General features: G+C 65.3%; 20 protein-coding genes and 1 riboswitch. Of the genes, 4 read left to right on the top strand and 16 right to left on the bottom strand.

Annotation, left to right across the window (positions count from 1 at the left end):
* Nucleotides 1-293 precede the first annotated feature (293 nt).
* Nucleotides 294-743: a pilus assembly protein TadG-related protein gene (locus EJ903_RS08840; RefSeq protein WP_126614233.1), complete on the top strand. Its 450-nt coding sequence runs from the start codon at nt 294-296 to the stop codon at nt 741-743.
* 165 nt (nt 744-908) lie between these two features.
* On the opposite strand, the gene EJ903_RS08835 is transcribed toward EJ903_RS08840, so the two are convergent.
* The 6 genes from EJ903_RS08835 to EJ903_RS08810 form a co-directional block, all read right to left on the bottom strand.
* Nucleotides 909-1,940 (bottom strand): SH3 domain-containing protein, encoded by a 1,032-nt coding sequence (locus EJ903_RS08835; protein ID WP_126614231.1) that lies wholly within the window; start codon nt 1,938-1,940, stop codon nt 909-911.
* Entirely contained in the window at nt 1,937-2,173 is a 237-nt protein-coding gene (locus EJ903_RS08830) for a hypothetical protein (protein ID WP_126614229.1), read from the bottom strand. The genes EJ903_RS08835 and EJ903_RS08830 overlap by 4 nt, the downstream gene beginning before the upstream one ends.
* A gap of 20 nt (nt 2,174-2,193) precedes the next feature.
* Nucleotides 2,194-5,304: an efflux RND transporter permease subunit gene (locus EJ903_RS08825; RefSeq protein WP_126614227.1), complete on the bottom strand. Its 3,111-nt coding sequence runs from the start codon at nt 5,302-5,304 to the stop codon at nt 2,194-2,196.
* Between the two features lie 12 nt (nt 5,305-5,316).
* Complete coding sequence (locus EJ903_RS08820; RefSeq protein WP_126614225.1) at nt 5,317-5,880, bottom strand: hypothetical protein; 564 nt, start codon at nt 5,878-5,880, stop codon at nt 5,317-5,319.
* Between the two features lie 26 nt (nt 5,881-5,906).
* Nucleotides 5,907-7,493, bottom strand: coding sequence for an efflux RND transporter periplasmic adaptor subunit (locus tag EJ903_RS08815; protein WP_158627904.1), 1,587 nt, complete (start codon nt 7,491-7,493; stop codon nt 5,907-5,909).
* Between the two features lie 319 nt (nt 7,494-7,812).
* Nucleotides 7,813-8,532, bottom strand: coding sequence for an MlaA family lipoprotein (locus EJ903_RS08810; RefSeq protein WP_126614221.1), 720 nt, complete (start codon nt 8,530-8,532; stop codon nt 7,813-7,815).
* Between the two features lie 244 nt (nt 8,533-8,776).
* On the opposite strand from EJ903_RS08810, the gene EJ903_RS08805 reads away from it, so the two are divergent.
* Both EJ903_RS08805 and EJ903_RS08800 read left to right on the top strand, forming a co-directional pair.
* Nucleotides 8,777-9,184 carry a DUF6524 family protein gene (locus EJ903_RS08805; protein ID WP_126614219.1) on the top strand — a complete coding sequence of 136 codons (408 nt, stop codon included), beginning with the start codon at nt 8,777-8,779 and terminating at the stop codon, nt 9,182-9,184.
* Nucleotides 9,185-9,227: 43 nt separating this feature from the next.
* Entirely contained in the window at nt 9,228-9,632 is a 405-nt protein-coding gene (locus EJ903_RS08800; protein WP_126614217.1) for a DUF6524 family protein, read from the top strand.
* 95 nt (nt 9,633-9,727) lie between these two features.
* On the opposite strand, the gene EJ903_RS08795 is transcribed toward EJ903_RS08800, so the two are convergent.
* The 6 genes from EJ903_RS08795 to murJ all read right to left on the bottom strand — a co-directional run bounded on the left by EJ903_RS08795 (nt 9,728) and on the right by murJ (nt 16,280).
* A complete protein-coding gene (locus EJ903_RS08795) occupies nt 9,728-10,774 on the bottom strand; it encodes a tetratricopeptide repeat protein (protein WP_158627903.1) in 1,047 nt (348 codons plus the stop codon).
* Nucleotides 10,775-10,889: 115 nt separating this feature from the next.
* The gene (locus EJ903_RS08790; protein ID WP_126614212.1) at nt 10,890-11,564 is read right to left on the bottom strand and encodes a hypothetical protein; all 675 of its coding nucleotides are present in this window, start codon (nt 11,562-11,564) and stop codon (nt 10,890-10,892) included.
* A gap of 79 nt (nt 11,565-11,643) precedes the next feature.
* Nucleotides 11,644-12,072, bottom strand: a complete 429-nt coding sequence (locus EJ903_RS08785; RefSeq protein WP_126614210.1) for a hypothetical protein — start codon at nt 12,070-12,072, stop codon at nt 11,644-11,646.
* A 609-nt stretch (nt 12,073-12,681) separates the two neighbouring features.
* Nucleotides 12,682-13,197: a phasin family protein gene (locus tag EJ903_RS08780; protein WP_126614208.1), complete on the bottom strand. Its 516-nt coding sequence runs from the start codon at nt 13,195-13,197 to the stop codon at nt 12,682-12,684.
* A gap of 72 nt (nt 13,198-13,269) precedes the next feature.
* Nucleotides 13,270-14,478 (bottom strand): O-succinylhomoserine sulfhydrylase, encoded by a 1,209-nt coding sequence (metZ, locus tag EJ903_RS08775; RefSeq protein ID WP_126614206.1) that lies wholly within the window; start codon nt 14,476-14,478, stop codon nt 13,270-13,272.
* 80 nt (nt 14,479-14,558) lie between these two features.
* A riboswitch (SAM riboswitch) is annotated at nt 14,559-14,638 on the bottom strand.
* Between the two features lie 55 nt (nt 14,639-14,693).
* On the bottom strand, nt 14,694-16,280 hold the full coding sequence (gene murJ, locus EJ903_RS08770) for a murein biosynthesis integral membrane protein MurJ (RefSeq protein WP_126614204.1): 1,587 nt from the start codon (nt 16,278-16,280) through the stop codon (nt 14,694-14,696).
* A gap of 240 nt (nt 16,281-16,520) precedes the next feature.
* Between murJ and EJ903_RS08765 the strand changes: the two genes are divergently transcribed.
* Nucleotides 16,521-19,010 (top strand): ATP-binding protein, encoded by a 2,490-nt coding sequence (locus EJ903_RS08765; RefSeq protein ID WP_126614202.1) that lies wholly within the window; start codon nt 16,521-16,523, stop codon nt 19,008-19,010.
* Nucleotides 19,011-19,067: 57 nt separating this feature from the next.
* On the opposite strand, the gene EJ903_RS08760 is transcribed toward EJ903_RS08765, so the two are convergent.
* From EJ903_RS08760 to EJ903_RS08745, 4 genes are all read right to left on the bottom strand, one after another.
* The gene (locus EJ903_RS08760) at nt 19,068-21,032 is read right to left on the bottom strand and encodes a PAS domain-containing sensor histidine kinase (protein WP_246015358.1); all 1,965 of its coding nucleotides are present in this window, start codon (nt 21,030-21,032) and stop codon (nt 19,068-19,070) included.
* Between the two features lie 68 nt (nt 21,033-21,100).
* Nucleotides 21,101-21,985 (bottom strand): VOC family protein, encoded by an 885-nt coding sequence (locus EJ903_RS08755; protein WP_126614200.1) that lies wholly within the window; start codon nt 21,983-21,985, stop codon nt 21,101-21,103.
* A gap of 213 nt (nt 21,986-22,198) precedes the next feature.
* Complete coding sequence (locus EJ903_RS08750; RefSeq protein WP_126614198.1) at nt 22,199-23,128, bottom strand: electron transfer flavoprotein subunit alpha/FixB family protein; 930 nt, start codon at nt 23,126-23,128, stop codon at nt 22,199-22,201.
* 2 nt (nt 23,129-23,130) lie between these two features.
* The coding region (locus tag EJ903_RS08745; RefSeq protein WP_425455497.1) for an electron transfer flavoprotein subunit beta/FixA family protein at nt 23,131-23,482 on the bottom strand (352 nt) is incomplete at its 5' end.

Raw genomic sequence — 23,482 nt, 5'->3', positions numbered from 1 at the left:
ACAACGCGACCGCAGCGGCGAAGATCCGGACGAGCGTCGGTGCTGTTGAACCCCATCACGGTCTGATAAGACAAAGGACATAGATCGATGCTCCGTGCCCAACCGCTGACCAGCACGGACCGTATTGTCGGAAATGGGCGACGCGAAGCCTAAAATGCGACACAATTCGTTGCGATTAAAGGCTGGAAATTTTCCCGAAAATCCATGTTCCCGTGTTCGGAAACCCATGTTAAGAACATGACACATCACACGATCACTCCCCACTTTCCCCCTGTTTCTTATCGGAGGCCGGCATGACCTTGGTCTATCGTCCCCTGCCCTATGGTGGGTATGAGGGTCGGCGGACAGGGCGGCGTGTCGCACTGGCGTTGATGCTGGTGCTGATGGTGCCGATGGTGATCGGGGTGGGTTGCACCATCGACACGCTGCGCGGCTATGCCGTGCGTGCGCGTTTGGCGCAGGCGGTCGATGCGGCGGCCCTGGCTGGTGGAAGGGTCATGTTCGACACCCAGCGCGATGGACACATCCGCAGCTTTTTCGACAAGGCGTTTCCGAACGGCTTCCTGGGCGCGCAGGCATCCCCCCTCACCATCGCGGACGATGTGGAAGCCGGAACCTTGACCGTCAGCGGCAGCGCGTCGCTGAACGTGGTGTTCCTGAAGCTGTTCGGTGAAGGCAATGTGAAGGTCGAAGCGCGCGCCATCGTGCGCCGCGCCACCTTGCACGCGCGCAAGGCGCTCTGACACCCAGATTCAGGTCGCCGACCATGGAGGTCGCCTGACCGATTCGGCACAGCCCATCCTATCCAAGCGCGAAGAGGCGAACGATGCTGTCGTCCGCCTCTTGTCATTCCGGTCCTTGCCGGTTCCCATATGGGATGATGATGAACCCCGATCTTATCGATCCCATCACCCCATGATGGTGGATCGCCCCGGTGGCGGCGGATCGGGCAGGCGCAAGGGCGACACCGGTGGCTCCGGTTGAGCCGGAGTTTGCCACCACCAACCGGACGTCAACCACAACCACGCCGCCCATGGCCCCGACATCAGCCACTCCATCCACCCCATCGGCGGACGCAGGTCGGTGGCGGTCTTTTCCGCCCACTCCTTCACTGGCTTCAGCCACGCTTCAGCCTCGTCCAGACGCTTGGACAGGCCCTTCAAGTCCGCCCGCTGTTCGGCGATCTGGGCGGAAATCTGCTCCTGCAGCCCCATCAGCCGGTCGAGAAAGCCACCGGGCCTGTCCCCGTCATTGGCCGCGCTGCGCAGGCCGGTCACGTCGTTCCGCAACGCCGCAATCGCGCTTTCCAACGCCTGCTGCCGCTCCTCAAGCCCCTTGACCGCCGTGCCGGAATCAAGCGACTTGCGGATGTCGGCCAGCGCGGCGTCCATGCTGTTCAACCGCTCCGTCAGGGCGGTCACGACCGGATCGGGTGCCGGAGCGGGCGCGACCACGGTCGGAGGCGGAGCAACGGGGGCCACCGGAGCCGGTTCCGGTGCGGCCACCACAGGGGGCGGCGTGATCGGAGCGGGATCAGCGGCTGGCGTGGCGGGTGTAGCGACCGCCGACGTGGCCGGAGGCTCCTCCGGGCGCAACAGATCGGCGAAGACATACCCGCGCCGCCCATCCTCCCGCGTCACCGCGTACCAGGGTGAATCCACCACCTTGCCCGTAACCGTCACCTTGGCCCCGGAATCGATCTGGCCGATCCGCGTCCCCTGCTGGCTGGGCAACTGGCGCAGATTGATCCGGGCGACCGCCACATAGGAGCCGCTCAACGGCTCCAAACGCACACCATCGCTGGCCGGTGTGGCAACGGTGGGGGCCGGACGGGCCGTCTGCGCCAGAGCGTCACCGGGAACACCCGCAACCGGCAGGCCAAGCAACAGGGCGACGACCGCGACTTGGCAAGCGCGGGAAAAGGGCGGCGGTCGGCTCATTGGGCGTCCGAATCCTCACTCACGAAATTTTCTTCACGCATCAGCGCGTCGATCTGCGCCTCTTCCCGTTTCAACTGACGATCCAATTCGCCGTTGATCGGGCGGCTGCTCCACAGGGCGTCGGCGTAAAAGGTGTCATACCAGTTCTGCAAGGTGTTCATGCCAACGTCAATCACCACTGTGCCCAGCAATGACGCGGCAACGACCGCCGTGGTGAGAGAGAATGGCTCCATGAAACGGTATCCTATCCGGGTCAATAGGTTTGAACGGCAAGATCGCCGGTCTGGCTGAGCAGCCGCTCCAGCGACGGATGGCCAAAGCGATGGAACAGCACCGGCGTCGTCAGCGTGTCCAGCATGGTGGAACTGATGAGGCCGCCGAAGATGACCAGCGCCACCGGGTGAAGGATCTCACCGCCCGGCGCGTCGGACACGATCAGCAACGGGATCAGCGCCAAACCGGCGGACAACGCGGTCATCATCACCGGCATCAGCCGTTCATCGCAACCCCGGATCACCAGTTCACGCCCGACCGGCACCTCGTCGTGCAAAGCGAGATTGATGAAGTGGCTGATTTTGAGCACACCGTTGCGCACGGCAATGCCCGCCACCGCGATGAAGCCGATCATCGCCGCCAAACTCAGATCCTCGCCGAACAGCCACAGCGCGCCGACGCTGCCGATCAAGGCCAACGGGATGTTGCCCATGATGATGATGGTCAGCACCGCCGAACGGTAGCGCTGGTACAGCACCAGGAAGACCAGCGCGGCGGACAGCGCGGCCAACGCGGCCATCACGCCCCGGCTGTCCTCCTCCTGGCGGAAATTGCCCTCCAGATTGGTGCTGTAGCCCTGCGGCAGTTGGGTGGAGGCGATCACCGCCCGCATCTTGGCGACAATGGCCGACAGGTCGGAACCATCGGTGTTCGCCGTCACCGCGATGCGTCGCAGGCCGTTTTCGCGCATGATCTGGTTGGGGCCGTCGGTGTTGACAACGGCGGCGATGGAGGACAGCGGCACATAGCCCGCCGGGGTTTCCATCCGCAACTGCGCCAGCGCCTCGGTCGAACGGTCGGCGTCCGACAGCTTCAGCAGCACGTCGAACCGCTTGCCGTCGTCGATCACCTGTGAGACCACGCGGCCGTTCGACAGGCTTTCCAACGCCTGCGTCATCGCCGCCGGGGTCACGCCGAACAGCTTGGCGCGGGCGTAATCCATGGTGATCCGGATCTGCGGAACCCGAACCTGCTGTTCGACCAGCAGGTCGAGCAGGCCGGGGATTTCGGAAAAGCGCTGTTGGAAGCTTTCCGCCAGCACGCGCAGGGTCCCCAGATCGTCGCCGTAGATCTTCAGCACGATGGCCCCACGGACGCCGTTCTGCGCCACCTGCATGCGCGAGGTGAGGAACTGCGTCACCGTCAGATCGACCGGCAGCACCGACAGGCGATGACGCAGATCCTCGATCACCTCCGCCCGGCTGCGCTTGTCGAGCGCGATGCGGATCGGAAATTCGCTGGAGCTGACCGGATCGGCGTCCTCGTCGTTCTCGTTGCGGCCGGTGCGGCGGGAGATGGTCAGCACCTCCGGCACTTGCAGGATCAACTGCTCCGCCATCTGGCCGATGCGCACGGAATCGGTCAGCGAAATGCCCGGCTTGTTCATCAACTGCACATACAGCGTGCCCTCGTTGAAGGGCGGCAGGAAGGAGCGCGGCAGGAACGGCATCGTCATCGCCGCCAACGTCACCAGACCGGCGGCGGCCAGCAACAGGCTTTTCTGATGATCCAGCGCCCAGTTCAACGCCTTCAGGTTGGCCGCCTTCAGCATCATCACCGGCTTGCTGTGATAGGACGCCCCCAGCTCCTTCATGTTGGGCAGGAAGTAGGAGCACAGCACCGGCGTCACCGTCATCGACACCACCAGACTGGCGAAGATCGACACGATGTAGGCCAGACCCAGCGGCCCGAACAGACGGCCCTGCTCACCCGGCATGAAGAACAGCGGCATGAACACCAGAAGGATGATCATGGTGGCGTAGACGATGCCGGAGCGCACCTCGCCCGACGCCTCCGCGATCACCGTCAGCACCGGGCGCGGCAAGCGGCGCTCACGGTTCTCGGTCAGACGGCGCAGGATGTTTTCGACGTTCACCACCGAGTCATCGACCAACTGGCCAATGCCGATGGCGATGCCGCCCAGCGTCATCGTGTTGATCGTCGATCCCATCAGATAGAAGGTGATGATCGTCACCAGCAGCGAAATCGGGATCGACAGCATCGCGATGACCGTGGTCTGCACGTTCATCAGGAAGGCCAGCAGCACGATCACAACAATGATGATGGCGTCGCGCAGCACATGCTTCACGGTGTCGATGGAGTCGTTGATGAGTTCGGCCTGGCTGTAGGAAATGTGATCGGCGTGGACGCCGCGCGGCAGGCTCGGCCCCAGCGTCTTCATCAGATCCTCAACCGCCGCCGCCGTGCGCACGGTGTTGGCGTTGGGATGCTTCAACACCGACAGCAGCACCGCCGGGCGCGCGTTGAACGCACCATCGCCGCGCTTCACCTTCGGGGCAAAACCGACCTCGCCCAACTGGCTCAACACCACCGGCTTGTCTTCGCGGTAGGTGACGACCAGATTGCGGATGTCGTCCAGGCTGCGGCTGCGGCTGACGTTGCGGATGATGAATTCGGAATTGTGCAGATCGTTGAAACCGCCGCTGCTGTTGGCCCCGAAGGCGGTCAGCGCCTGTTCGATCTTCGCCAAACTGATGTCCAGCGTGCGCATCTGCCCCAGATTGGGGGTGAAGCGGAATTGGCGCACGTCGCCGCCGACGGTGTAGACCTGCGACACCCCATCGACCGCCATCAGGCGCGGGCGGATGGTCCAGTCGGCCAGCTCACGCAGCGCCATCATGTCGCCGGTGTCGGTGGTCAACGCCACCTGCATGATGAGGCCACCCACCGACGACATCGGGGCCAATTGCGGCAGCACCGAATCCGGCAGACGGTCACGCACCATGCCGATGCGCTCGGTCACGATCTGGCGGTTGCGATAGGGGTCGGTTCCCCATTGGAATTCGGCGTAGATCAGCGAAAAGCCGGGGCTGGAGACGCTGCGCACCCGCGACACGCCGGGCATGCCGTTCAGCACGGTTTCCAGGGGGAAGGTGACGAGTTGCTCCACCTCCTCCGGGGCCAGACCGCCCGCCTCCGTCACCACGGTGACGACCGGCGGGTGCAGTTCCGGCAACAGGGAAATCGGCATGTCGCGACCGACCATCACCCCCCAGACGCTCAACAAAAGCGTCAGAATCATGACCGGAATGCGTTGGTGCAGACAGATCCCAACGAGCGCTTGAAACATTCTTCTGTTCCGTCAGGCGGTTCCGGGGGTGCCCGCCAACGGCGGCAAGGGACGGCGACGGCTGCGCCAGGCGAGGACGCCCAGACCGGCGACGGCAACCAGCCCCAACCCATACCACAGCGACCTCAGACGGCTTTCAACCGTCTGGGCTGGGGTGTTCGGAGCCACCACCAGATCAGCCACCATCTGGCCGCTGGCCAACGCGGTGTTGATCGACACCGTCAAGGGGATGCTCCCCACCGACGGCTCGAACGGGCCAGCGCGGTAAACGCCCGGAGCGCTCTCCTTCAGCGTCAGCTCATGCTTGCCCGCTTTGACCGTCACGGTCCCGCCCGCCACCGGCGCGTTGTCGCTCAAGCGATCCAGGAAAGCGTAGACCTTGCGGTTGGCGGCGACCACCACAACACCAACCGGCCCAACCGACGCCGCCACGCGTGGCGATTCCCGGTCCTCGTCGCTGGCGGCGGCCGCGTTCCCGGTCGCTGGGTTGGCCAACAGGGATGCCATCACAGCGACCAGCCCAAACGCGCGAAGCGCGGAGACGGTGCCGCCGGAAACGATGCGCGGATTGGCCATGGCGTTCGTCCTCCCTGTGTTGGTGGTCATTGCAATTGCACCAGCAGACGGGTGCCTTGCGTGACGATCTGCGCGCCGGGGTTCAACCCGGCAGTGATCAGCACGCTGCGCCCGTCAATCGGTTCCGTCTTCACCGTGCGCGGCACGAAGACCTCAGGCCCGATGTGCTCCCACACCTGATCGAGGCCGCTGGCCCCGGTGACGACCGCGTCACGCGGCACCGCGATGCCCGCGCGCGAGGTGTGCTGGCTGCGGATGGCGACCGTCACCGGGCGCCCGACGCGCAGGCCTGGAATCGGGTTGTCGATGCGGAACATCAGGGGAACCGCCTGCTGTTGCAGGGCCAACCCGCTGCCGACAAAGCCGACGTCGAGCGTCTGGCCTTCCGGCGTCATCGCCACGGCGGCGTCGACGGCGGCGGCGGTTTTCGCCACATCGGGATCGGCGGCGATGGCCTCCACCCACAAACGGTTCGGGTTGACGATCTCGAAGATTTTTTCGCCGGGGTGGACGATGCGCCCGTTGATCGCGTTCGACACCGAAATCACCCCATCGGTGGAGGCGCGCAACACCTCTTGCGTTTGCAGCATCGGCAACAGGGCCGACCGCTCGCGCCGCAACCCTTCCAGGCGCATTTCCGATTGGATGATCTTGCCGTCGCGGAACGGAACGAACCAGAACTGCTTCATCAGTTCCAGGCTTTCCGCCGTGATGCGGATTTCGTTGGTGATGCGGGCCACCTCGCGCCGCACCTGCGTGCGGTCCACCACACCGACCGATGGCGTGACATACCCCAACACCTGCCCCTGCTTGACGGTGTCGCCCAGCACAGGCAACCCGGTCTTGGGAGCCTCGATCCGCCCGGTCAGGCTGGTTTCGACATCGCCATGCGCGTTGGGATCGGGAATGATCCGTCCCGGCAACTGGACCGACAGCGCCGTCTTGGTCATCTCCACCTTCTGCGTGCGCATGTCGAACAGGCGCTGCAATGGCTTCGGCACGAAGAAGGAGCCGTCCGGGCGGCGGCGCGCCTTGTCGAACACGAAATCGGTGAACAGCTTCGGATCAAGCGGCTCTGGGGTCGTTTCCACCCCGGCAACGGTCGGGGTCGGTTTGGCCACCGGGGCGGCGGCGGCGGGCGGAACCGTGGGGGGCGGAACAATGGTCGGCGGAACGACCGGCACCGGGAGCGCAGCCGTCACAGGCGCGGATCCCGCCACGACCTCCGCCGGTTTGGCCGCCTCCTTCGTCGCGTCCTTGTTCTGGTTCTTGGGCGGATCCTGCGAACGTCGGGCGTCCTGAACCGGATCGCTCAAGCCGACCAACTCCGGTTCGCTGGTGCGGAAGCTGTTGACCGGGGTGCCATTGGCACCAAAGACGTAGGCGACCTCCCACGCGAATTGGCTGACCATCTGGCCCGCCGCCTGGGCCGAGGCCCCCACCGCCTTGAACGGAGTCGCCAGCATTCCGGTCACGCTCATCACCGCAGACGCCCCGGCCGAAGCCAGGCCGACGCCGCCATCGACCACGCTGACCGCCGCCTTGTGCGCGCTGTCGATCACACCCGGTTCCGGCGGCGGCGGCACGGAACGGCCACCGGACATCACGGTCATATCCGCATCGTCCGTGGTTGAACGCGACAACCAGGATGCATCCGCCGAATGGCCAAAGGCCAAAGCCGTCACCGCAACAGTGCTGAACAAGACCGCAAGATTACGCCGCATCGCGCGGAAGCCTCCCCTGACGCACGCCACACGACTGCGGCAATCTTGAATTGTTTTTTGAACGCAGAGGACCATACAAGTCCATAAGGACAGGATGCCTTAATTTTGCAGCGCAAGGAAGGCCGTTGTCGGTACGTGAAAACCCTGAAACCAAGTTTTGGCAATTGGTTACAAGACAGAGACACCAAACGGCCAGAACGCGATCACCTCATTGCTGATCGCCACCATAAGGCGCACCGACGGTTGATGCTCCGGCGCATTGGGCGTCGCGAATCCGGCTGTAGACACCGCGTTCCACCGCATAGGCGTCCACCTGCGGATCGCGGACAAACGGCTCGATGAACCCATCCTCCAGATAACGCACCAGACCGTCGCTGCTGCGGTAGGTCATATACCCCTGCAACCCCAACGCCGAATAGGTGCCCATCGTCGTCACCGTGCGCCCGACAAAATCGCGTCCGTTGGTTGGCCCCAGAAAGGGCAACACCAGATAGGGACCGGCCCCGACACCCCAATGACACAGGACCAGACCCAGATCATCCTGTTGGCTGGTCAGGCCGTAGCGGTTCGCCGCCACGTCGTACCAGCCGCCAATCCCCGCCGTGCTGTTGATGAGGAAACGTCCCACCGATGCGCCCGCGTTGGAGAAGTCGGCGCGCAAACCGCTGCTGATCGCGGTCCAGGGTTCGCGCAGGTTGGCGAAGACGTTGGCGATTCCCGCCCGCGTGCTGTTGGACAAACGGCTGGCATAGGCCTGGCGCAGCGGTTCCAGGGCGTTGGAACTGACGCTGTTGTTGAAGGCAAACATGGCCCGGTTGTAGGTTTCCCATGGATCGTAGGCGCTCAGATCCAGCGCCTGCGCCGACCGACCGGTCAGCGCGACGCACAACAACGGAAGCGACAGCGCCAACACACGAACCATCGTCATCGTCCCGCGCCCCTTTCTCCCGCCCCCTGTCGCAGGAGCGCACGCCCACGGATCCCGTCAGCCGACAACCTGTTGCGCTGACATCACCACCTCACTGTAACCGCAAGCTCGACCCGACGAAAGCGGGGTGCGGCCCCGACACAAGCGCCCAAAGCGTGCCATCCCCAAGCATGCCATCATGGACGGGCGCACCGGCCCGGGCGTAGAATGAATTCACACACACAACCGCATCCGATTCCAGGCCATGCTGTCGATCCTTGGTTACACCGCTCGCCTGTTGATCGCGATGTTCGTCATTTTTGGCGGTTTCAACCCGTCGGGCTATTCCTATTACCATTGGATTCAGCAGGATGGAGGCAATTGGGCGGTGAAACTGTTCGTTGGACTGATCCTGACCGTCATTCTCTATCTCCAGGTGAACGCAATGTGGCGCTCGATGCGCCTGGTCGGCACGTCGATGCTGACCATCATTGTGCTGTCCGGCGTGTGGCTGGCGTCCGATCTTGGCATCGTCGATCTGCATGACCGCACGCAATTCATCCTGACCATACAGGTTGCCTTGACGATGCTGCTGGGAACCGGATTTTGCTGGTCGCACATCCGTTACCGCCTGAGCGGGCAGATGGATTCGGAAAACATAGCCGCTCCATGAGCACCCCGCTCGCCATCCACCCTTCTTGGGGAGCCGGTTCGGCATGAAGTTTCCCGGTCTATTCTCCCGGATCCTCTGTTGTTTCCTGCTGGTCTTTGCGACCTGGAATCCGCTTGGCTATTCCTACCTCGACTGGCTGTTCACCAACGATGGTTCCCTCACGTCGGCCAAGGTCCTGGCCGGTGCCTTTCTTCTCGGGTGCTACATCCTGTTTTTGCGGGTGATGTGGTTGGCCTTGCGGGTGTTTCGTCTCGTCATCATGTCGGCGCTGACGCTGTCGGGCTACCTCGCCCTGCGTCAGGTCGGGTTGCTGGACCCAAGCGCGCCCTTCTGGTCCAGCTATTTTCTGTTGGTGTGGTTCGCCACGCTTCTCAGCGTCGGGGTGTGCTGGGCACACGTCAAACGACGGATCACCGGCCAGTCGCAGGTGCTCAGCCCGCCGCCGTAACGTCCCGCGCACATTGACGGCCCCAACACAAGCACGCCGCCAACCGGACACCGGTGGCGTGTTTGTGTTGTCGCCCACCACCCAATCGAACCGCCTCAACGGGCCGGTGCGGTCATCGCGGCTTTCAGGTTGTCACGGAACTCAACGCGTTCCGGCGCACGGTCGACGGCCTTCTGGAACATCTCGCGCGCTTCAACGATCTTGTTCTGGTCGCGCAGGAAACGCCCCCAGGCGTTGTAGAGATCGGGATAGCTGGGATCGGCCTGCTCAGCCCGCTGGAACATGGTCAACGCCTCTTCCGGGCGACCGGTGGCGGCCAGCGATACCCCCCACTGCGTGTAGGTGTGGGGGAAGCGCGACCGCCGATCCGCGTCCAAGGTCAGAACCTCCTTGTAGCGGGCCATCGCCTCCTCATGCTTGCCCTTGGCGGCGAACACAAGCCCCTGGTTGTAGATTGGCAGGACGAAGTCCGGCTTCAGCGCGCGCGCCTCGTTGAACCTCATCATCGCATCATCGAAACGCCCCTGCTGCAACAGCACCTGCCCTTGCAGATTGACAGCCCAATGGCGCTCCTCCCTGGGCATGGTGATCAGGCAATTGCGCAGCTCACGCAGGGCAACGCTGTAATCCTTCCCCCCCGAATCCCGAGTCGTTTCGAAGTAATACGACGCGACGACATATGGGTCGATGGCGCGCACCAGATCGATCGCCACAGGGCGGATCAACTCCTCCGGTCGCGGGCCGCGCGCCGAGGCGGTGATGCTGCGGCCCTGCTTGCGGTCGTCGCCACGAACGATGAATTCGTAATCCCGCTCCAGCTTCACCATCTCGCCGCTGAAATCATAGGCGGCGAAGCCCAAAGCCTCCTGCGTCGCCTTCAGCGGATGCAGGAACTCGAACCGTTCGGACACAACCTTCACCGCCGCGTCATCGTCGATCAGGCCGAAACGCTGCTGCTCTTTGGCCGTGCGGGCAGCCCGGTTGATCGCCCGCACCTCGTTCGCCAACCGCGAGGCGACGACACGGGGCGTGAACCCGTCATCCGCCACCGCGTTGGGCACATGCACGTCGCGAAACAGCACAACGCTGGAATCGAAGAACACCGAATAGCCCAAAACGGCCGACAGGGCCAACGCAGGCATGGTCAAAAATCCGAAATCCATCGTTGTCCCCCCGGATGTCCATTCTATGCGGGCCGCAAGCCCGACACACCAGCCCACCACATCATCCCCGTGATTGGGCAGCGCAGCCCCGTCGTTATGTTCCCTGATTCCCGCCGGTGTTGATGCCATGCTGGATGTTGCCAGCCACACGCACCGGCTTGGGACGGCGGCGGAACAGGCCGAAGACATGGTAACGGTATTCCTGCAACAGCAGCAGCGCCACCCCAATCGCCCAAAAATTCAATCGGTTCAGCAACCACAGGGCCGAATAAAACACATGAAGCAGCAGCCCCGCTGCCAACAACGCCATCAGCACGTCCAGCAGGAAGGACAGCAGCATCGGCCCGCGCACGCCCGACGCCAGCGTGACACCGATGTCCACCGCGAACAGGGTGGCGATCACCATCACGACCAAACCGAAATTCAGGTGGGGATCGCTGTTGAGCAGCACATCGACCAGATTGTGCGGTGCATCCCCCAGCCGCTGCATCAGCGTTTGCAAAAACTCCACAAACGACAGATCCCACGGTCCCCCGGGGCTGAAGATGGCATCAAAGGTGTATTGTTCCGGAACCCAGCCAGCCGCCAGCATGCAGACCCCCAACGCCAGACCGCAATGCGTGGACAAGGCCGGACGCCATGATCCATAGGGGTGATGCAGGTGGGCGGCGTCGCTGACGCGGTACCACAGCAAAAACGGCATGGCGAGGAGGAGCGGAACCTCCAGCGCCAGCAGAAAACCGGAATGCAGAAAAATCAGGATGTCCATGCGTCCCGGCCCTTGTGCCCATTCCTGGCCGTCGCGGCATCACCGCCGGAACACCGCCCCCGCCGAGGCGGCGGCGCCCTCACACCTCGACGCGGTTGTACCAGCGCTTGGACCGCAGCAGACCGGCGCGGCGTGGTTCCCACCCTTCATCGATCATCATCGCCTTGATCTGGCGCTTGGCCTCCTTCTCACTGATGGCGTCGTTGGAGAAGTCGCGCAGAATGGCCGCTGATTGCAGGAACTGCTCCTTGCTGATCTTGCCCTTCTTGCCGGCGTAGCGTTCCAGAATCTGGTTGATGCGGTGGCAGGCTTCGCTTTCGAACACAAACTCCTCGTCCGCCGCCACCGTGCGCAGCACACCGCGCGCGTCATCCAACGACAGCTCAAAACGAGTCACGCCCTCTTCCAGAATGCGGCGCTCCGTCTCACGGCTGATGAAGGTGCAGGTCAGGCCGTTGAGCCTCACAAGATCGGCAAAACGCTTGCGTGCGTCTTCGTTGACGGACATGGAGCTTCCTTATCGAAACGGTATCACGGCGTATCGGCCCGCATCTGGCAAATCACGCCGTCGCATCAAGCGTCTTGCGTCCCTGCCAATCCTCGGTGCGGCTCATTTAGGGTTGGCACAGGACACCCTGTCAAGGTGGGAGAATCCCCTTACTTGTTAAATTCCTTGTCACAATTTTCAGCAACCCAACCCGCCCCCTGAAGCCGCCACAACTCCACAACCATGGCGACACCCCGTCCATCGCACAGCGTTCGCTTATGCAAAATTAGGTCGCGATCCAGCCGGGGCACGCCCCCAGGAGAGCCGACCTGTCGCTCGATCGGTCATGCGGATCGCCCATGGTTGGAACCATCAGCCGCACGCCGCTGTCGTTGCGCTCAGCCAAACCCAAGCCTCTTCCCCTCATGACACAGGCCTGTTTGGTGTCTTGTGGCACCGGCGAGCACGACTCGGTCAACAACCGGAACAGACTCTCCCCAGTCCCTTGCCACCGTGAACCCGCCCTGCGCACAGCCACCGCAATCATCAACAGGCGGATGGTCTTTGATCCAGACTGAACAAACAGGCCATGGCCCGACTGAGGCAGCGGGGCGCGACGGGATTTCTGGTTTACGCCTGTTCGGCGGCCAGACGGCGGGCGTTGGCGCGGGCCTTGCGATGCAGGGGCTTCAGGCTGGCGGCAGAAATCGCGGCGGCGGCCTCCGCCGTGCGCAGCGCGGCGTGGACACCGCTGTCCATCATGTGGGCGATGGTGCGGCGTTGCACCTCGGCCCAATCCGCCGGGGTGCGGCACTGGGCCAGATCGGACAGGGCCTGCACAGCGGCCTGGGTCTGCCCGGTCAGCAGCGCCACCCACGTTGACCCCAGTTCAGTCAGGCCATGGGTAACGCCCTGCATCGCCTCGACCGTGGCTTCGACCTTTTCCGCCCCCATGCGGATGAATTCGGGGTTGGCGAAACCGGTGGGTGAGGCCAGCGCCGCCGCCATCATCGCGCTGCGATAGCCGATGGTCTGCGCGGCGGCCACGCCCATTTCGCCGCTGCGGCGGGTGGTGTCCACCAGCGTGTCGGCGACCGCGCTCAAGCGCTGGACCGGATGGGCCGCGCCCTGTCTGTTGTTCGCCATGCCGCTCGCCTCGCTTCTGTCAGGACCACAGCGGTTCATGCTGCACTGCAACATGAACCGCTGAAGCAACCTTTACGCCTGTGACAGCGCGCGGTCCAGATCCTCGATGATGTCCTGGGCGTCTTCCAGACCGACCGACAGGCGCAGCAGGCCCGGCTTGATCTGCGCCGCCACCTTTTCCTCGTCCGTCAGCTTGGAATGGGTGGTGGTGGCCGGGTGGGTGATCAGGCTCTTGGAATCGCCCAGATTGTTGGAGATCATCACCATGCCCAGACCGTTGAGCGTGTTGAACGCCTCGGCCTTGCCGCCCTTCAGGAAGATCGACAGCATGTTGCCGCCGCCGCTCATCTGCTGACGGACCAGATCATGCTGCGGGTGGCTGGGCAGCATCGGGTAGAGCACGCGCTCCACCTTCGCATGGCCTTCCAGGAAGCGCGCCACCTCCAGCGCGGAGGCGGTTTGCGCGTTGACGCGCAGCTCCAGCGTCTCCATGCCCTTCAGCAGCAGCCAGGAATTGAACGGGGCGAGCGTCGGACCCAGGTTGCGCAGGAAGGGGTGGATGACCTCGGTGGCGTATTTGATGTCCTTGGCCAGGATCACGCCGCCCAGGCAGCGGCCCTGCCCGTCGATGTGCTTGGTCGCCGAATAGATGATGACGTCGGCCCCGAAGTCGAACGGGCGTTGCAACACCGGTGTGGCAAAGGCGTTGTCCACCACCACATAGGCCCCGGCCTTGTGGGCCAGATCGCAAACGGCGCGCAGATCGACGACCTCCAACCCCGGATTGGACGGGGTTTCCAGGAACACCGCCTTGGCCGGTTTGGACAGCGCCGCTTCCCAGGCGCTCAGGTCGGTGCCATCGATGAACTCGACCTCGATGCCGTAGCGCGGACACAGCTCCTTGAGGATCCAGTAGCAGGAGATGAACAGGGCGCGCGGGGCGACCACGCGGTCGCCGCTGCGGAGGCCGCTCAACAACGCGCCGTGCACCGCCGCCATGCCGCTGGCGGTCGCGTAGGCCCAGGCCGCCCCCTCATACTCGGCCAGACGGTCTTCGAACATCGCGTTGGTCGGGTTGCGGAAGCGCGAATAGACGTGGCGCGTGCCGTCGTTGGCAAAGGCGTTTTCCGCCTCCTCCGCCGAGCCATAGACGAAGCCGGAGGTTTGGTAGAGCGCCTCGCAGGTCTCGTCGAAGGACGAGCGGCGGATGCCGCCATGGACCAGCTTGGACCGGGGCCGCAGGCCCGTGACGTTCGGCGTGCGATGATCGGTGCGGGACATGAACCGCGTCTCCCCTCGATGCTGCCGGTGGGGCGAGGCCGGCCACAAACAGAAAACGCCCCGACCGATCGGGTCGAGGCGCGGACGCGGCTCGGACCTTTTTAGCGGATTGTTTTACGTGGCCCGCAAGCCGGTCGCCCAAATCACCACGTGGGAACGTTTCTACGACCGGAGTCGAAAGCCGTCAAGCGCGCCGACGGCATGACACCCGCGCGTCATCCGCGCGTCGGTGTCTCCACTGCGCTCTCCTCCGGCGCTGTTCGTTTGAGAGTGGTCCGCAGATCGCTGATGCGTCCCCCGCCCAGCGCCTGCGCCAGCGCGCCGAACACCAGAACGCCCATCACCACCAACGCCCCCAAGGCGGCGAAGCGCACCGCCGTCGCCGGGTGGGTCAACCAGGGCGTCAAAACCGTCTCGCCAACGGCCAGAGCGATTCCCATCCCAACCGCCGCCGCCGCGATGCGTGGACCGCGTCGCCGCAGCCGGGCGTCGAGCGCCAGAATTCCGCGCCTGCGCATCGCCGCCACCAACAGCCCCACATCCAGCCACGCCGCCAACCCGGTGGCCAGCGCGATGCCGACATGGCCCAGCACCGGCAACAGCGCCAGCGCCAGCCCGACGGTGGACGCCGTGACCACCACGGCGACGCGCACCGGAGTCGTCGTGTCCTGGCGGGCGAAAAAGGCGGCGTTCAGCGATTTGGCAATCACATAGGCCGGAATGCCCAGCGCGTAGGCGGCCAAAGCCATCGCGGTCGCCTGGGTTTCCGCCGGACCGAACGCGCCACGCTCGAACAGCACCGCCACCATTGGCCCGCCCGACACGCCCAACGCCACGGCGGCGGGCAACCCCAGCAGCAGGCTGAACTCCAGCGCGCGGCTCAAGTAATGGCGCACCATCGCATCGTCCCCCGCCGCCGCGTGTCGGGCCAGCACCGGCAGCAGCGCGGTGCCGATGGCGATGCCGATCACGCCCAACGGCATTTGATTGAGGCGGTCGGCGTAATAGAGAAAAGACACCGCCCCCGACGGCAGCAGCGACGCCAGCACGATGTTCAGGAACAGGTTGATCTGCATGACCCCGGCCCCCAACGCCCCCGGCCCGACCAGCCGGAACAGCCGCCGCACCCCGTCGGTCAGGCGCGGTCGTCGCAACCGCAGGCGCACCCCCGCCACCCGGCAGGCCCACGTCATCCACACCACCTGAATCACCCCCGACAGCGTGACCGCCGCCGCCATCGCCCGCCCCGGCTGCCATCCCAACGGCGGGGCCAGCAGCAACGCTCCGACCAGGGTGAGGTTGAACGCGATGGGAGCCGCTGCGAAGGGACCAAAACGGTCCAGCGCGTTCAGGATGCCGCCCAGCAACGCCACCAGAGAGATCAACGTCAGATAGGGAAAGGTCAGGCGCGCCAGTTCCACCGCCAGCGCGAATTTCTCCGGCTCATCGACAAAGCCGGGGGCCAGCCCGTGCATCAGCCATGGCATCACCGCCAGCGCCACCAAGGTGAAGGGCAGCAACGCCGCCAGCAGCACCGCCAGAGCTTCTTCGGCAAAGCGCACCGCCGCCGAACGCCCCTGAATCTGAAGTTCGGCCGCGAACAGCGGCACGAAGGCAACACCGAACGCCCCCTCGGCGAACAGCCGCCGGAAGAAATTCGGCAACTTCAGCGCGATGAAGAAGGCGTCGGCCACTGGCCCGGCCCCCAGCACCGAGGCGGTCAGTATGTCGCGGGCAAAGCCAGCCAGACGACTCAGCAGGGTCAGGCCACCCACCGTGGCAATGGCGCGAGAAAAATTCATGCCCGGCGGTATAGCCGGTGCAAACACGCCGTCCAAGCCCCGCCGGAAAAAAGAGCGGTCTGCGGATCGCCATTGCTCCACAGAGTGGAAGACGTCCAGGTTGTTGCCACCTCTCACGGTAACGTTGTTGCTTCCGTATGCCCATTACGGCATGGTGAACAGATTGTTGCCAGACGCGGCACCGCGCATCCGTCCGCCCCAACCCCGAGCGAGACCGTGAAACGATCTCCCAGGCACTCCATGGGCATCGAAGGACGCCTTCTCCTTCCGGGGTTGGCGGTGACGTTGGCCATTGTGGCGTTGTGGTGGGTGCTGATCGACCGCTTGGACCGCGAAGAGCACCTCATCGACCAATCCGCCTATGAACAGACCGCCATTTTTGCGCGTTTGGTTGAGGAGCACGCGGCGGCCACGCTCCGCCGCGTCGATGACCTGCTGCTGGATTTGGCTGCCCATGTGGATGAAGGCCGCGCGATGGAGCTGTCAAACCGCAGGGCGTTCGACGAAGGGCTTGTGGTCGGCGTGCGCGTGTATGATCGCGACGGGCTGTTGACCATGGAGGCCGGGCGCGCGGCCTTTCGTGGCGCAATCCTGGAGCGGGGTGAGTTTGCCGAACACCGTCAGAACCCCCGCCGCCGTCTGATCATCGGCCGCCCCTACGTCTCGCCCGACTCCCACGACACGCTGATCCCGGTGTCGCGCCGGATGGAGAACCTCAGCGGGGCGTTCACCGGCATTGCCGTGGCGGATGTCCCGGTTGCCTCTTTTGTCCGCGTCTACCGTGTGTTGGGTCTGCCAACCGGCGCGTCGGTCACGCTGCTGCGCGGGGATGGCGTGCCGCTGGTTCGGCACACCGCCACCCCTGAATCCGACGATCCCGATCCGCCGCAAGAGCTGGGTGAAATCGTCGGCGAATTCCAACAGGCCACACCCAAACCATTCGGGCACACCCGTTCCGTCAGCCCCGTGGATGGGGTGGAGCGGATCGTCGCCTACCGGCTGGCCAAAGACTATCCGCTGATTGCGCTGGTCGGCGTGTCGGTGGACGCGGTGTTTGGACACTGGCGATCCAGCGCCCGGCTGTATCTGGGCGGGGCCGCCGTGGCCACCATGGTCATCGTGCTGCTGATCCTTGGCTTTGCCATCGAATGGCGGTGGCGGCACCAGATCGAACAGGCCTTGCGCATCCGCAACCGCGCCATGGCCTGGAGCGGCGACGGCATTCTGATCGCGGACGCCACCCTGCCCGGCATGCCGATCGTCTATGGCAACCCGGCGTTGGAACGGTTGATCGGGCTTCGCTTTCCCGAACAGTTGGGCGAAGGGGCATTGTGGGTGCTGGATCGCAGCATCGCCGATCCGGTGGGGATGGAACCGCTGCGCCAGGCGGTGGCCATGGGCCGCGACGTCCGGGTTGAACTGTCCCACCCTGACCCATCGAATGGCCAGATCCTTCATCTGGAACTGCGCGCGTCACCGGTGCGGGACGAGGCCGGGCAGCTTGTCAGCCTGATCGCCATCGTCCGGGACATCACCGCCCACAAACAGACGCAAGCCGCGTTGGCCGAGGCTCAGCGCGAGGCCGAACGGGCCAACGTCGCCAAATCCAAGTTCCTTGCCGCCGCCAGCCATGATTTGCGCCAGCCCGTGCAGGCGCTGATGTTGCTGATGGACACACTGGCCGAACGCACCGGCGACCCGGAAACCCGCTGTCTGCTGGGCACAATGGACCGGGCGTTGGGCGCGTTGAAAATGCTGCTGGACGGGTTGCTGGACGTGTCGCGGTTGGAGGCTGGGGCGATCACCCCGGCACCGTGCGTGTTCCCGGTGACCGAACTTCTGGCGCGCTGCGCGGCCAACAGCCAGCCGGTCGCGGATCAAAAGGGCTTGACCTTCCACATCCGCCCATGCGGTGCCCGCATCGTCAGCGACCCGATGCTGTTGGGCCGCGTGTTGCAGAATCTGGTCGAAAACGCCCTGCGCTACACCGACCAGGGTGGCGTGCTGGTCGGTTGCCGTCGGCGCGGAACGGCGTTGCGAATCGAGGTGTGGGACAGCGGCATCGGCATCCCGACCGACCAGCAGGACGATATTTTCGAGGAGTTCGTGCAGGTCGGCAACCTCGGCCGCAACCGCGACCAAGGCCTGGGGTTGGGGCTTGCCGTGGTGCGGCGGCTGTCGGCCATGCTGGATCATCGGGTGACGCTGCGGTCGGTGCCGGGGCGTGGGTCAATGTTCGCGGTGGAGGTGCCTTTGGCCGATCCCCCGGACACGGATACCCCGCCGATCGACAGCGCTGCCAATTCGCCCCGCCCGGTCTTGAGCGCCACCGTGCTGGTGATCGAGGACGATGCCATCGTCCGTGAAGGGTTGAGCGCCATGTTGACCGGCTGCGGCTGCACCGTGCTGACCGCCGCAACCTGCGCCCAGGCGTTGGACCACGCCAATCGCAGGCCACAACCCGATGTGATCGTCGCTGATTACGGCTTGGGCGACGGACGGACGGGGGTGGAGGTGATTCGCGACGTCCGCCACGCGCTGGGTCTGGCGATTCCGGCCGTTCTTGTCACCGGCGACACCACTCTGTCGGATGCGCCGGGTGCCGATGTGGAGGATTTCAAGGTGATGCACAAGCCGGTTCGCTCCGAAGAACTGCAACGCGCCATCACCTCCGCGCTGACAGCCAAACGCAACGGCACGGTTCAGACGATGGCGGAAGTGGCGCTTTGATCTCTGGGTCAACGAATGGCTTGATGAGTCCACTCGACTGCGACTTGCCCCAACCTGTTAAAGGGGCGGCATTGCGGTGGTGCCAGCCGGATGTCGGGGCAGCCGCAAGGTGAACACAGCCCCGGCTCCTGGCGCGCTGCGCACGGTCAACTCTCCGTTCAGCGTCTGCCTCACCAGATTGTAAGCGATGTGCAGCCCCAACCCGACGCAGTTCTCATGCCGGGCGGTGGTGAAGAAGGGGTCGAAAATCTTGGGCAGCACGCTGTCGAGGATGCCTTGGCCGTCGTCGCTGTGCACCACGTCGATCCACTCGTCATCCACTGGGTGGATGTCGATGGTCACGCAGCCGCTCTGCTCAGGGCGAAAGGCGTGGGTCAGGGCGTTGCGCAGCAGATGGGTCAGCACGCGGGCAAAGGCCCCGGGGTAGCTTTCGATCTGCAGCGCCTCCGGGCAATTCAGGATCACCCGGTGGCCGGAGGAACCGATCTGGGTGTGCAGGCTCAACAGCACGTCCTCGGTGTATTCGCGCAAGTAGAAGACCCGGCATTCGTCGCCGGTCTGGTCGGCGGCCACCTGCTTGAACATGTGGACCAGGGCGGCGATGCGTTCGGTGTTGCTGACCAGCAGTTGGCCCGCCTCCTGCGCCACCTCCAGAAAGCCCGACAGGGCGGAGCGGGTCAGGGCGCTGGCCCCGAACTGGCGCTTCACATCCTCCGTCCGGCTCAACAGGTGGGACGCGGTGGTCAAGGCCACCCCGACCGGACCATTGACCTCGTGCGCCACCCCGGCGACCAGTTGGCCGAGCGACGCCATCTTTTCCGTCTGCACCAGGCTGTCCTGCGCCGCCTGAAGGTCGGTGTAGGCCTGCTCGACCCGCTCCTTGGCGGCGCGCAGCGCCTCGGCGGCCTTGGCCCGTTCGGTGGTGTCGAGCATGACGCCGAACACATGGGTCAAGCGCCCATCCAGATCGAAGCGCGGCGCGCAGGAGGAGGAGACGAACCGCACATCCCCCGCCCGGTCGATGGCGCGGTATTCGACATAGACCCGCTTGGAGTTGCCGATCACGCTTTCCAGCATGCTGCCGAAGGACAAGCGGTCGTCCGGGTGCAAAATCGACAGCAGATTGTCGAAACTCAGGGTGAAATCGCGCGGATCCTGGCCGTAAATGTCATAGGCCTCGTCGTTCCACACCAACTCCCCGCTGTGGATGCCGTATTCCCAATAGCCGAGATGGCCGGTGCGGTACGCCTCCTCCAGCCGCTCCTTGGCCGATTCAAGCTGGGCTGCCGCCTGCGCCCGGTCGGTCACGTCCATCGTAACACCGAACACATGGGTCAGGCGCCCATCCCCGTCCAGGCGCGGCGCGCAGGAGGAGGAGATGTGACGAATCCGGCCATCCTCGCCCCGCACCCGGTATTCGGCGTAACGGCGGGTCGGGTTGTCGATCACGCTTTCCAGCATGTTGCCCAGGGACAGGCGGTCGTCCGGGTGCAAGATCGCCAGCAGCCGGTCAAAGGTCGGCTCGAACCGCTCCCGGCTCTGCCCGAACACGGCGAAGGCGGCGTCGTTCAGGGTCAGCACACCGTCGGTGATGCCATACTCCCAATAGCCAAGCTTGGCGGTGCGGCAGGCCTCCTCCAGCTTGGCGGTGGCCAGTTCCAGACCGTCTTCGGCGCGGCGGTGGTCGGTCCGGTCCTGGATCACCGCGATCCAGGGCGGCCCGCCGACCCGCACCGACAGGTCACGGGCCACGCCGTCGCGGTCGGGCGCGCGCAGAGTCACCGCGTCCCCGGCCTCCGCCTGCGCCAACGCGCCGGTCAGGGTCGTGGGGATCGTTGGACCAAACTGGTCGAGAAAGGCACGGTTGCCGACCAGCCGACCGGCCCCGTCCCGCATCAGGGCGGGCACCGGCAGGGCGTCGAACAGCGGCATGGCCGCCGCCGCTTCCCTCTCGACCGCTTCGCTCGTCACCGCCATCCGCGTCTCCGCACGCGCGCCGGGCTGGCCCGACACCCGCACCATGATACCTCAAACCAGACCTTAAACACAGGCCGGACGCCCAACGATCCGCACACCCACCAGCACCCCGATCACGGGATGAGGGTGTTGAGGTCGAACTCCTGGGCAAAGGCCAGCATCGCGCCGCCCGCGCTGGCCGATCCGACCCGCAGCACGCCGTTGGCGACCACGGTCGGGAACTTGCTCTTTTGCAGAGCCTGCTGCGTCCGCTCCAGATCGGCGACGCGAATCACGGCCCCGGCGAAGAAGGGGCGCGGGGTGGCAAAGGCCGGGTCGCTGGTCCAGGCCCAATGCAGGTGGTCGGGCGTGGCGATGACCAATGGCGTGTCGCCGGTTTCCACCCACAGGGCCGAGCCGCGATCCGTCACCGCCCCGCCGAACAGCCGGGCGTACACGGCGGCGGTCGCGGCGGGATCGTCCGACGCGATGACGAAGGCGGCCAAGCCGGTGGCGCTGTTGGCGTGCTCCAGGCAATCGGGACGCCACACCACATCGCGGGTGTGGTGCTGGCACAGGAACACCCGGCCACCCGGCGTGCTGGCCGGATCGATCTGGGTGATGGAAAAACGCGCCTCGCGCGCGCCGCCGGGCAGGTCGACCGGGCGGCCGAAATCCAGGGCCTCCGCCGCCGGGAACCCGGCCTCGGCCAGGGGCGCGCGGGCGGCGCGGGCGTCGGCAGTCTTCAGCGCAATGGCGGCCACCCCCTCGCGCTGGCGCAGGAAGGCGGCGTAATGGGCGTTGATCGGGCGCTGCTCCTCGATCCCCAGCAACTCGATGTAGTCACCACCCGCGAACATGACCGTGTGGTTGGCCGATTTCAGTTCGGTGTGGCGACCGCGCGGCGTGACCGTGAAGCCCAATCGGCTGTAGGTGTCCTGGGCGACGTCCAGGTCGCGAACGGCGACGACCAGATGATCCAGTCCGAGGCGGTCCCCGGTGATGTTCTGCGTGCTCATGACGGCCCTGCCGGTTGAATGGTCCGGTGCAGCGATAGAACAGCCAAGGGCGGCGGGCAAGAGGGGCGAGCGGTGTTCCCACCACCATCCCCAAAAAGAAACGGGCCGGACGCCCCGGACAGGCGGCTTCCGGCCCGCAAAGGTTACACCACCACCTGCGAACGGTGGCTCACGCCGCTGCGGATGGGCAGCGGCGTCTCGGCACCACCCCGCTTACAGCGCGGCGGTCAGCTCCGGGACGGCCTTGAAGAGGTCGGCGACCAGGCCGTAATCGGCGACCTGGAAGATCGGGGCCTCTTCGTCCTTGTTGATGGCGACGATGACCTTGCTGTCCTTCATGCCCGCCAGATGCTGGATGGCGCCGGAGATGCCGACGGCGATGTAGAGGTCGGGCGCGACGATCTTGCCGGTCTGGCCGACCTGATAGTCGTTGGGCACGAACCCGGCGTCGACCGCCGCGCGCGAGGCCCCGACGGCGGCCCCCAGCTTGTCGGCCAGCGCCTCCAGCAGCGGGAAATTCTCGCCCGACTGCATGCCGCGACCGCCCGACACCACGACGCGGGCCGAGGTCAGTTCGGGCCGTTCCGACTTTGACAGTTCCGCCGAGACGAAACGCGACAGGCCGGGGTTGGCCGCCGCCGCGACGTTTTCGACCGCCGCCGCTCCGCCGCTGGCCGCCGCCGCTTCGAAGGCGGTCCCGCGCACGGTGATGATCTTCACCGCATCCTTGGACTGGACGGTGGCGATGGCGTTGCCCGCGTAGATCGGCCGTTCGAAGGTGTCGGCCGACACCACGCCGGTGATGTCGGAGATGGCGGCGACGTCCAGCAAGGCGGCGACGCGCGGCAGCAGATTCTTGCCCACCGAGGTCGCCGGGGCCAGGATGTGGCCATAGCCACCGGCCAGCGACACCACCAGCGCCGCCAGCGGCTCGGCCAGCGCGTGTTCATAGGCCGCATCGTCGGCCAGCAGCACCTTGGACACGCCGGACACCGCAGCGGCGGCGGTCGCCACCGCCTGCGCGCCCGACCCGGCGACCAGCAGATGCACGTCCCCGCCGATCTTGGCGGCGGCGGTCACGGCGTTCAGGGTGGCCGCCTTCAGCGCGGCGTTGTCGTGTTCGGCAATGACGAGAATGGCCATGGTCAGATCACCCGCGCTTCGGTCTTCAGCTTGTCCACCAGGGCGGCCACATCGGCCACCTTCACGCCCGCGCTGCGCTTGGCCGGTTCGGCCACCGTCAGCGTGGTCAGGCGCGGCGTCACATCGACGCCCAGCGCGTCCGGCGTGACGGTTTCCAGCGGCTTCTTCTTCGCCTTCATGATGTTGGGAAGGCTGGCGTAGCGCGGCTCGTTCAGGCGCAAATCGGCGGTGACGATGGCGGGCAAGGCCAGCTCCACCGTTTCCAGACCGCCGTCGATCTCGCGCGTCACCGCGACGCTCCCCGCACCCGGAACCACCTTCGACGCGAAGGTCCCCTGGCCCCAGCCCAGCAGT

The organism is Azospirillum griseum (assembly GCF_003966125.1).
Classification (GTDB): Bacteria; Pseudomonadota; Alphaproteobacteria; order Azospirillales; family Azospirillaceae; genus Azospirillum; species Azospirillum griseum.
The sequence above is the reverse complement of the archived record's forward strand: the minus strand, read 5'-3'. Positions and strand labels throughout refer to the sequence as shown.

Excerpts from the sequence above, each read along its gene's own strand:
- EJ903_RS08840 (WP_126614233.1), top strand. The coding sequence starts at position 294 with ATGACCTTGGTCTATCGTCCCCTGCCCTATGGTGGGTATGAGGGTCGG.
- EJ903_RS08835 (WP_126614231.1), bottom strand. The coding sequence starts at position 1,940 with ATGAGCCGACCGCCGCCCTTTTCCCGCGCTTGCCAAGTCGCGGTCGTC.
- EJ903_RS08830 (WP_126614229.1), bottom strand. The coding sequence starts at position 2,173 with ATGGAGCCATTCTCTCTCACCACGGCGGTCGTTGCCGCGTCATTGCTG.
- EJ903_RS08825 (WP_126614227.1), bottom strand. The coding sequence starts at position 5,304 with ATGTTTCAAGCGCTCGTTGGGATCTGTCTGCACCAACGCATTCCGGTC.
- EJ903_RS08820 (WP_126614225.1), bottom strand. The coding sequence starts at position 5,880 with ATGGCCAATCCGCGCATCGTTTCCGGCGGCACCGTCTCCGCGCTTCGC.
- EJ903_RS08815 (WP_158627904.1), bottom strand. The coding sequence starts at position 7,493 with ATGACCGTGATGTCCGGTGGCCGTTCCGTGCCGCCGCCGCCGGAACCG.
- EJ903_RS08810 (WP_126614221.1), bottom strand. The coding sequence starts at position 8,532 with ATGACGATGGTTCGTGTGTTGGCGCTGTCGCTTCCGTTGTTGTGCGTC.
- EJ903_RS08805 (WP_126614219.1), top strand. The coding sequence starts at position 8,777 with ATGCTGTCGATCCTTGGTTACACCGCTCGCCTGTTGATCGCGATGTTC.
- EJ903_RS08800 (WP_126614217.1), top strand. The coding sequence starts at position 9,228 with ATGAAGTTTCCCGGTCTATTCTCCCGGATCCTCTGTTGTTTCCTGCTG.
- EJ903_RS08795 (WP_158627903.1), bottom strand. The coding sequence starts at position 10,774 with ATGCCTGCGTTGGCCCTGTCGGCCGTTTTGGGCTATTCGGTGTTCTTC.
- EJ903_RS08790 (WP_126614212.1), bottom strand. The coding sequence starts at position 11,564 with ATGGACATCCTGATTTTTCTGCATTCCGGTTTTCTGCTGGCGCTGGAG.
- EJ903_RS08785 (WP_126614210.1), bottom strand. The coding sequence starts at position 12,072 with ATGTCCGTCAACGAAGACGCACGCAAGCGTTTTGCCGATCTTGTGAGG.
- EJ903_RS08780 (WP_126614208.1), bottom strand. The coding sequence starts at position 13,197 with ATGGCGAACAACAGACAGGGCGCGGCCCATCCGGTCCAGCGCTTGAGC.
- metZ (WP_126614206.1), bottom strand. The coding sequence starts at position 14,478 with ATGTCCCGCACCGATCATCGCACGCCGAACGTCACGGGCCTGCGGCCC.
- murJ (WP_126614204.1), bottom strand. The coding sequence starts at position 16,280 with ATGAATTTTTCTCGCGCCATTGCCACGGTGGGTGGCCTGACCCTGCTG.
- EJ903_RS08765 (WP_126614202.1), top strand. The coding sequence starts at position 16,521 with ATGGGCATCGAAGGACGCCTTCTCCTTCCGGGGTTGGCGGTGACGTTG.
- EJ903_RS08760 (WP_246015358.1), bottom strand. The coding sequence starts at position 21,032 with ATGGTGCGGGTGTCGGGCCAGCCCGGCGCGCGTGCGGAGACGCGGATG.
- EJ903_RS08755 (WP_126614200.1), bottom strand. The coding sequence starts at position 21,985 with ATGAGCACGCAGAACATCACCGGGGACCGCCTCGGACTGGATCATCTG.
- EJ903_RS08750 (WP_126614198.1), bottom strand. The coding sequence starts at position 23,128 with ATGGCCATTCTCGTCATTGCCGAACACGACAACGCCGCGCTGAAGGCG.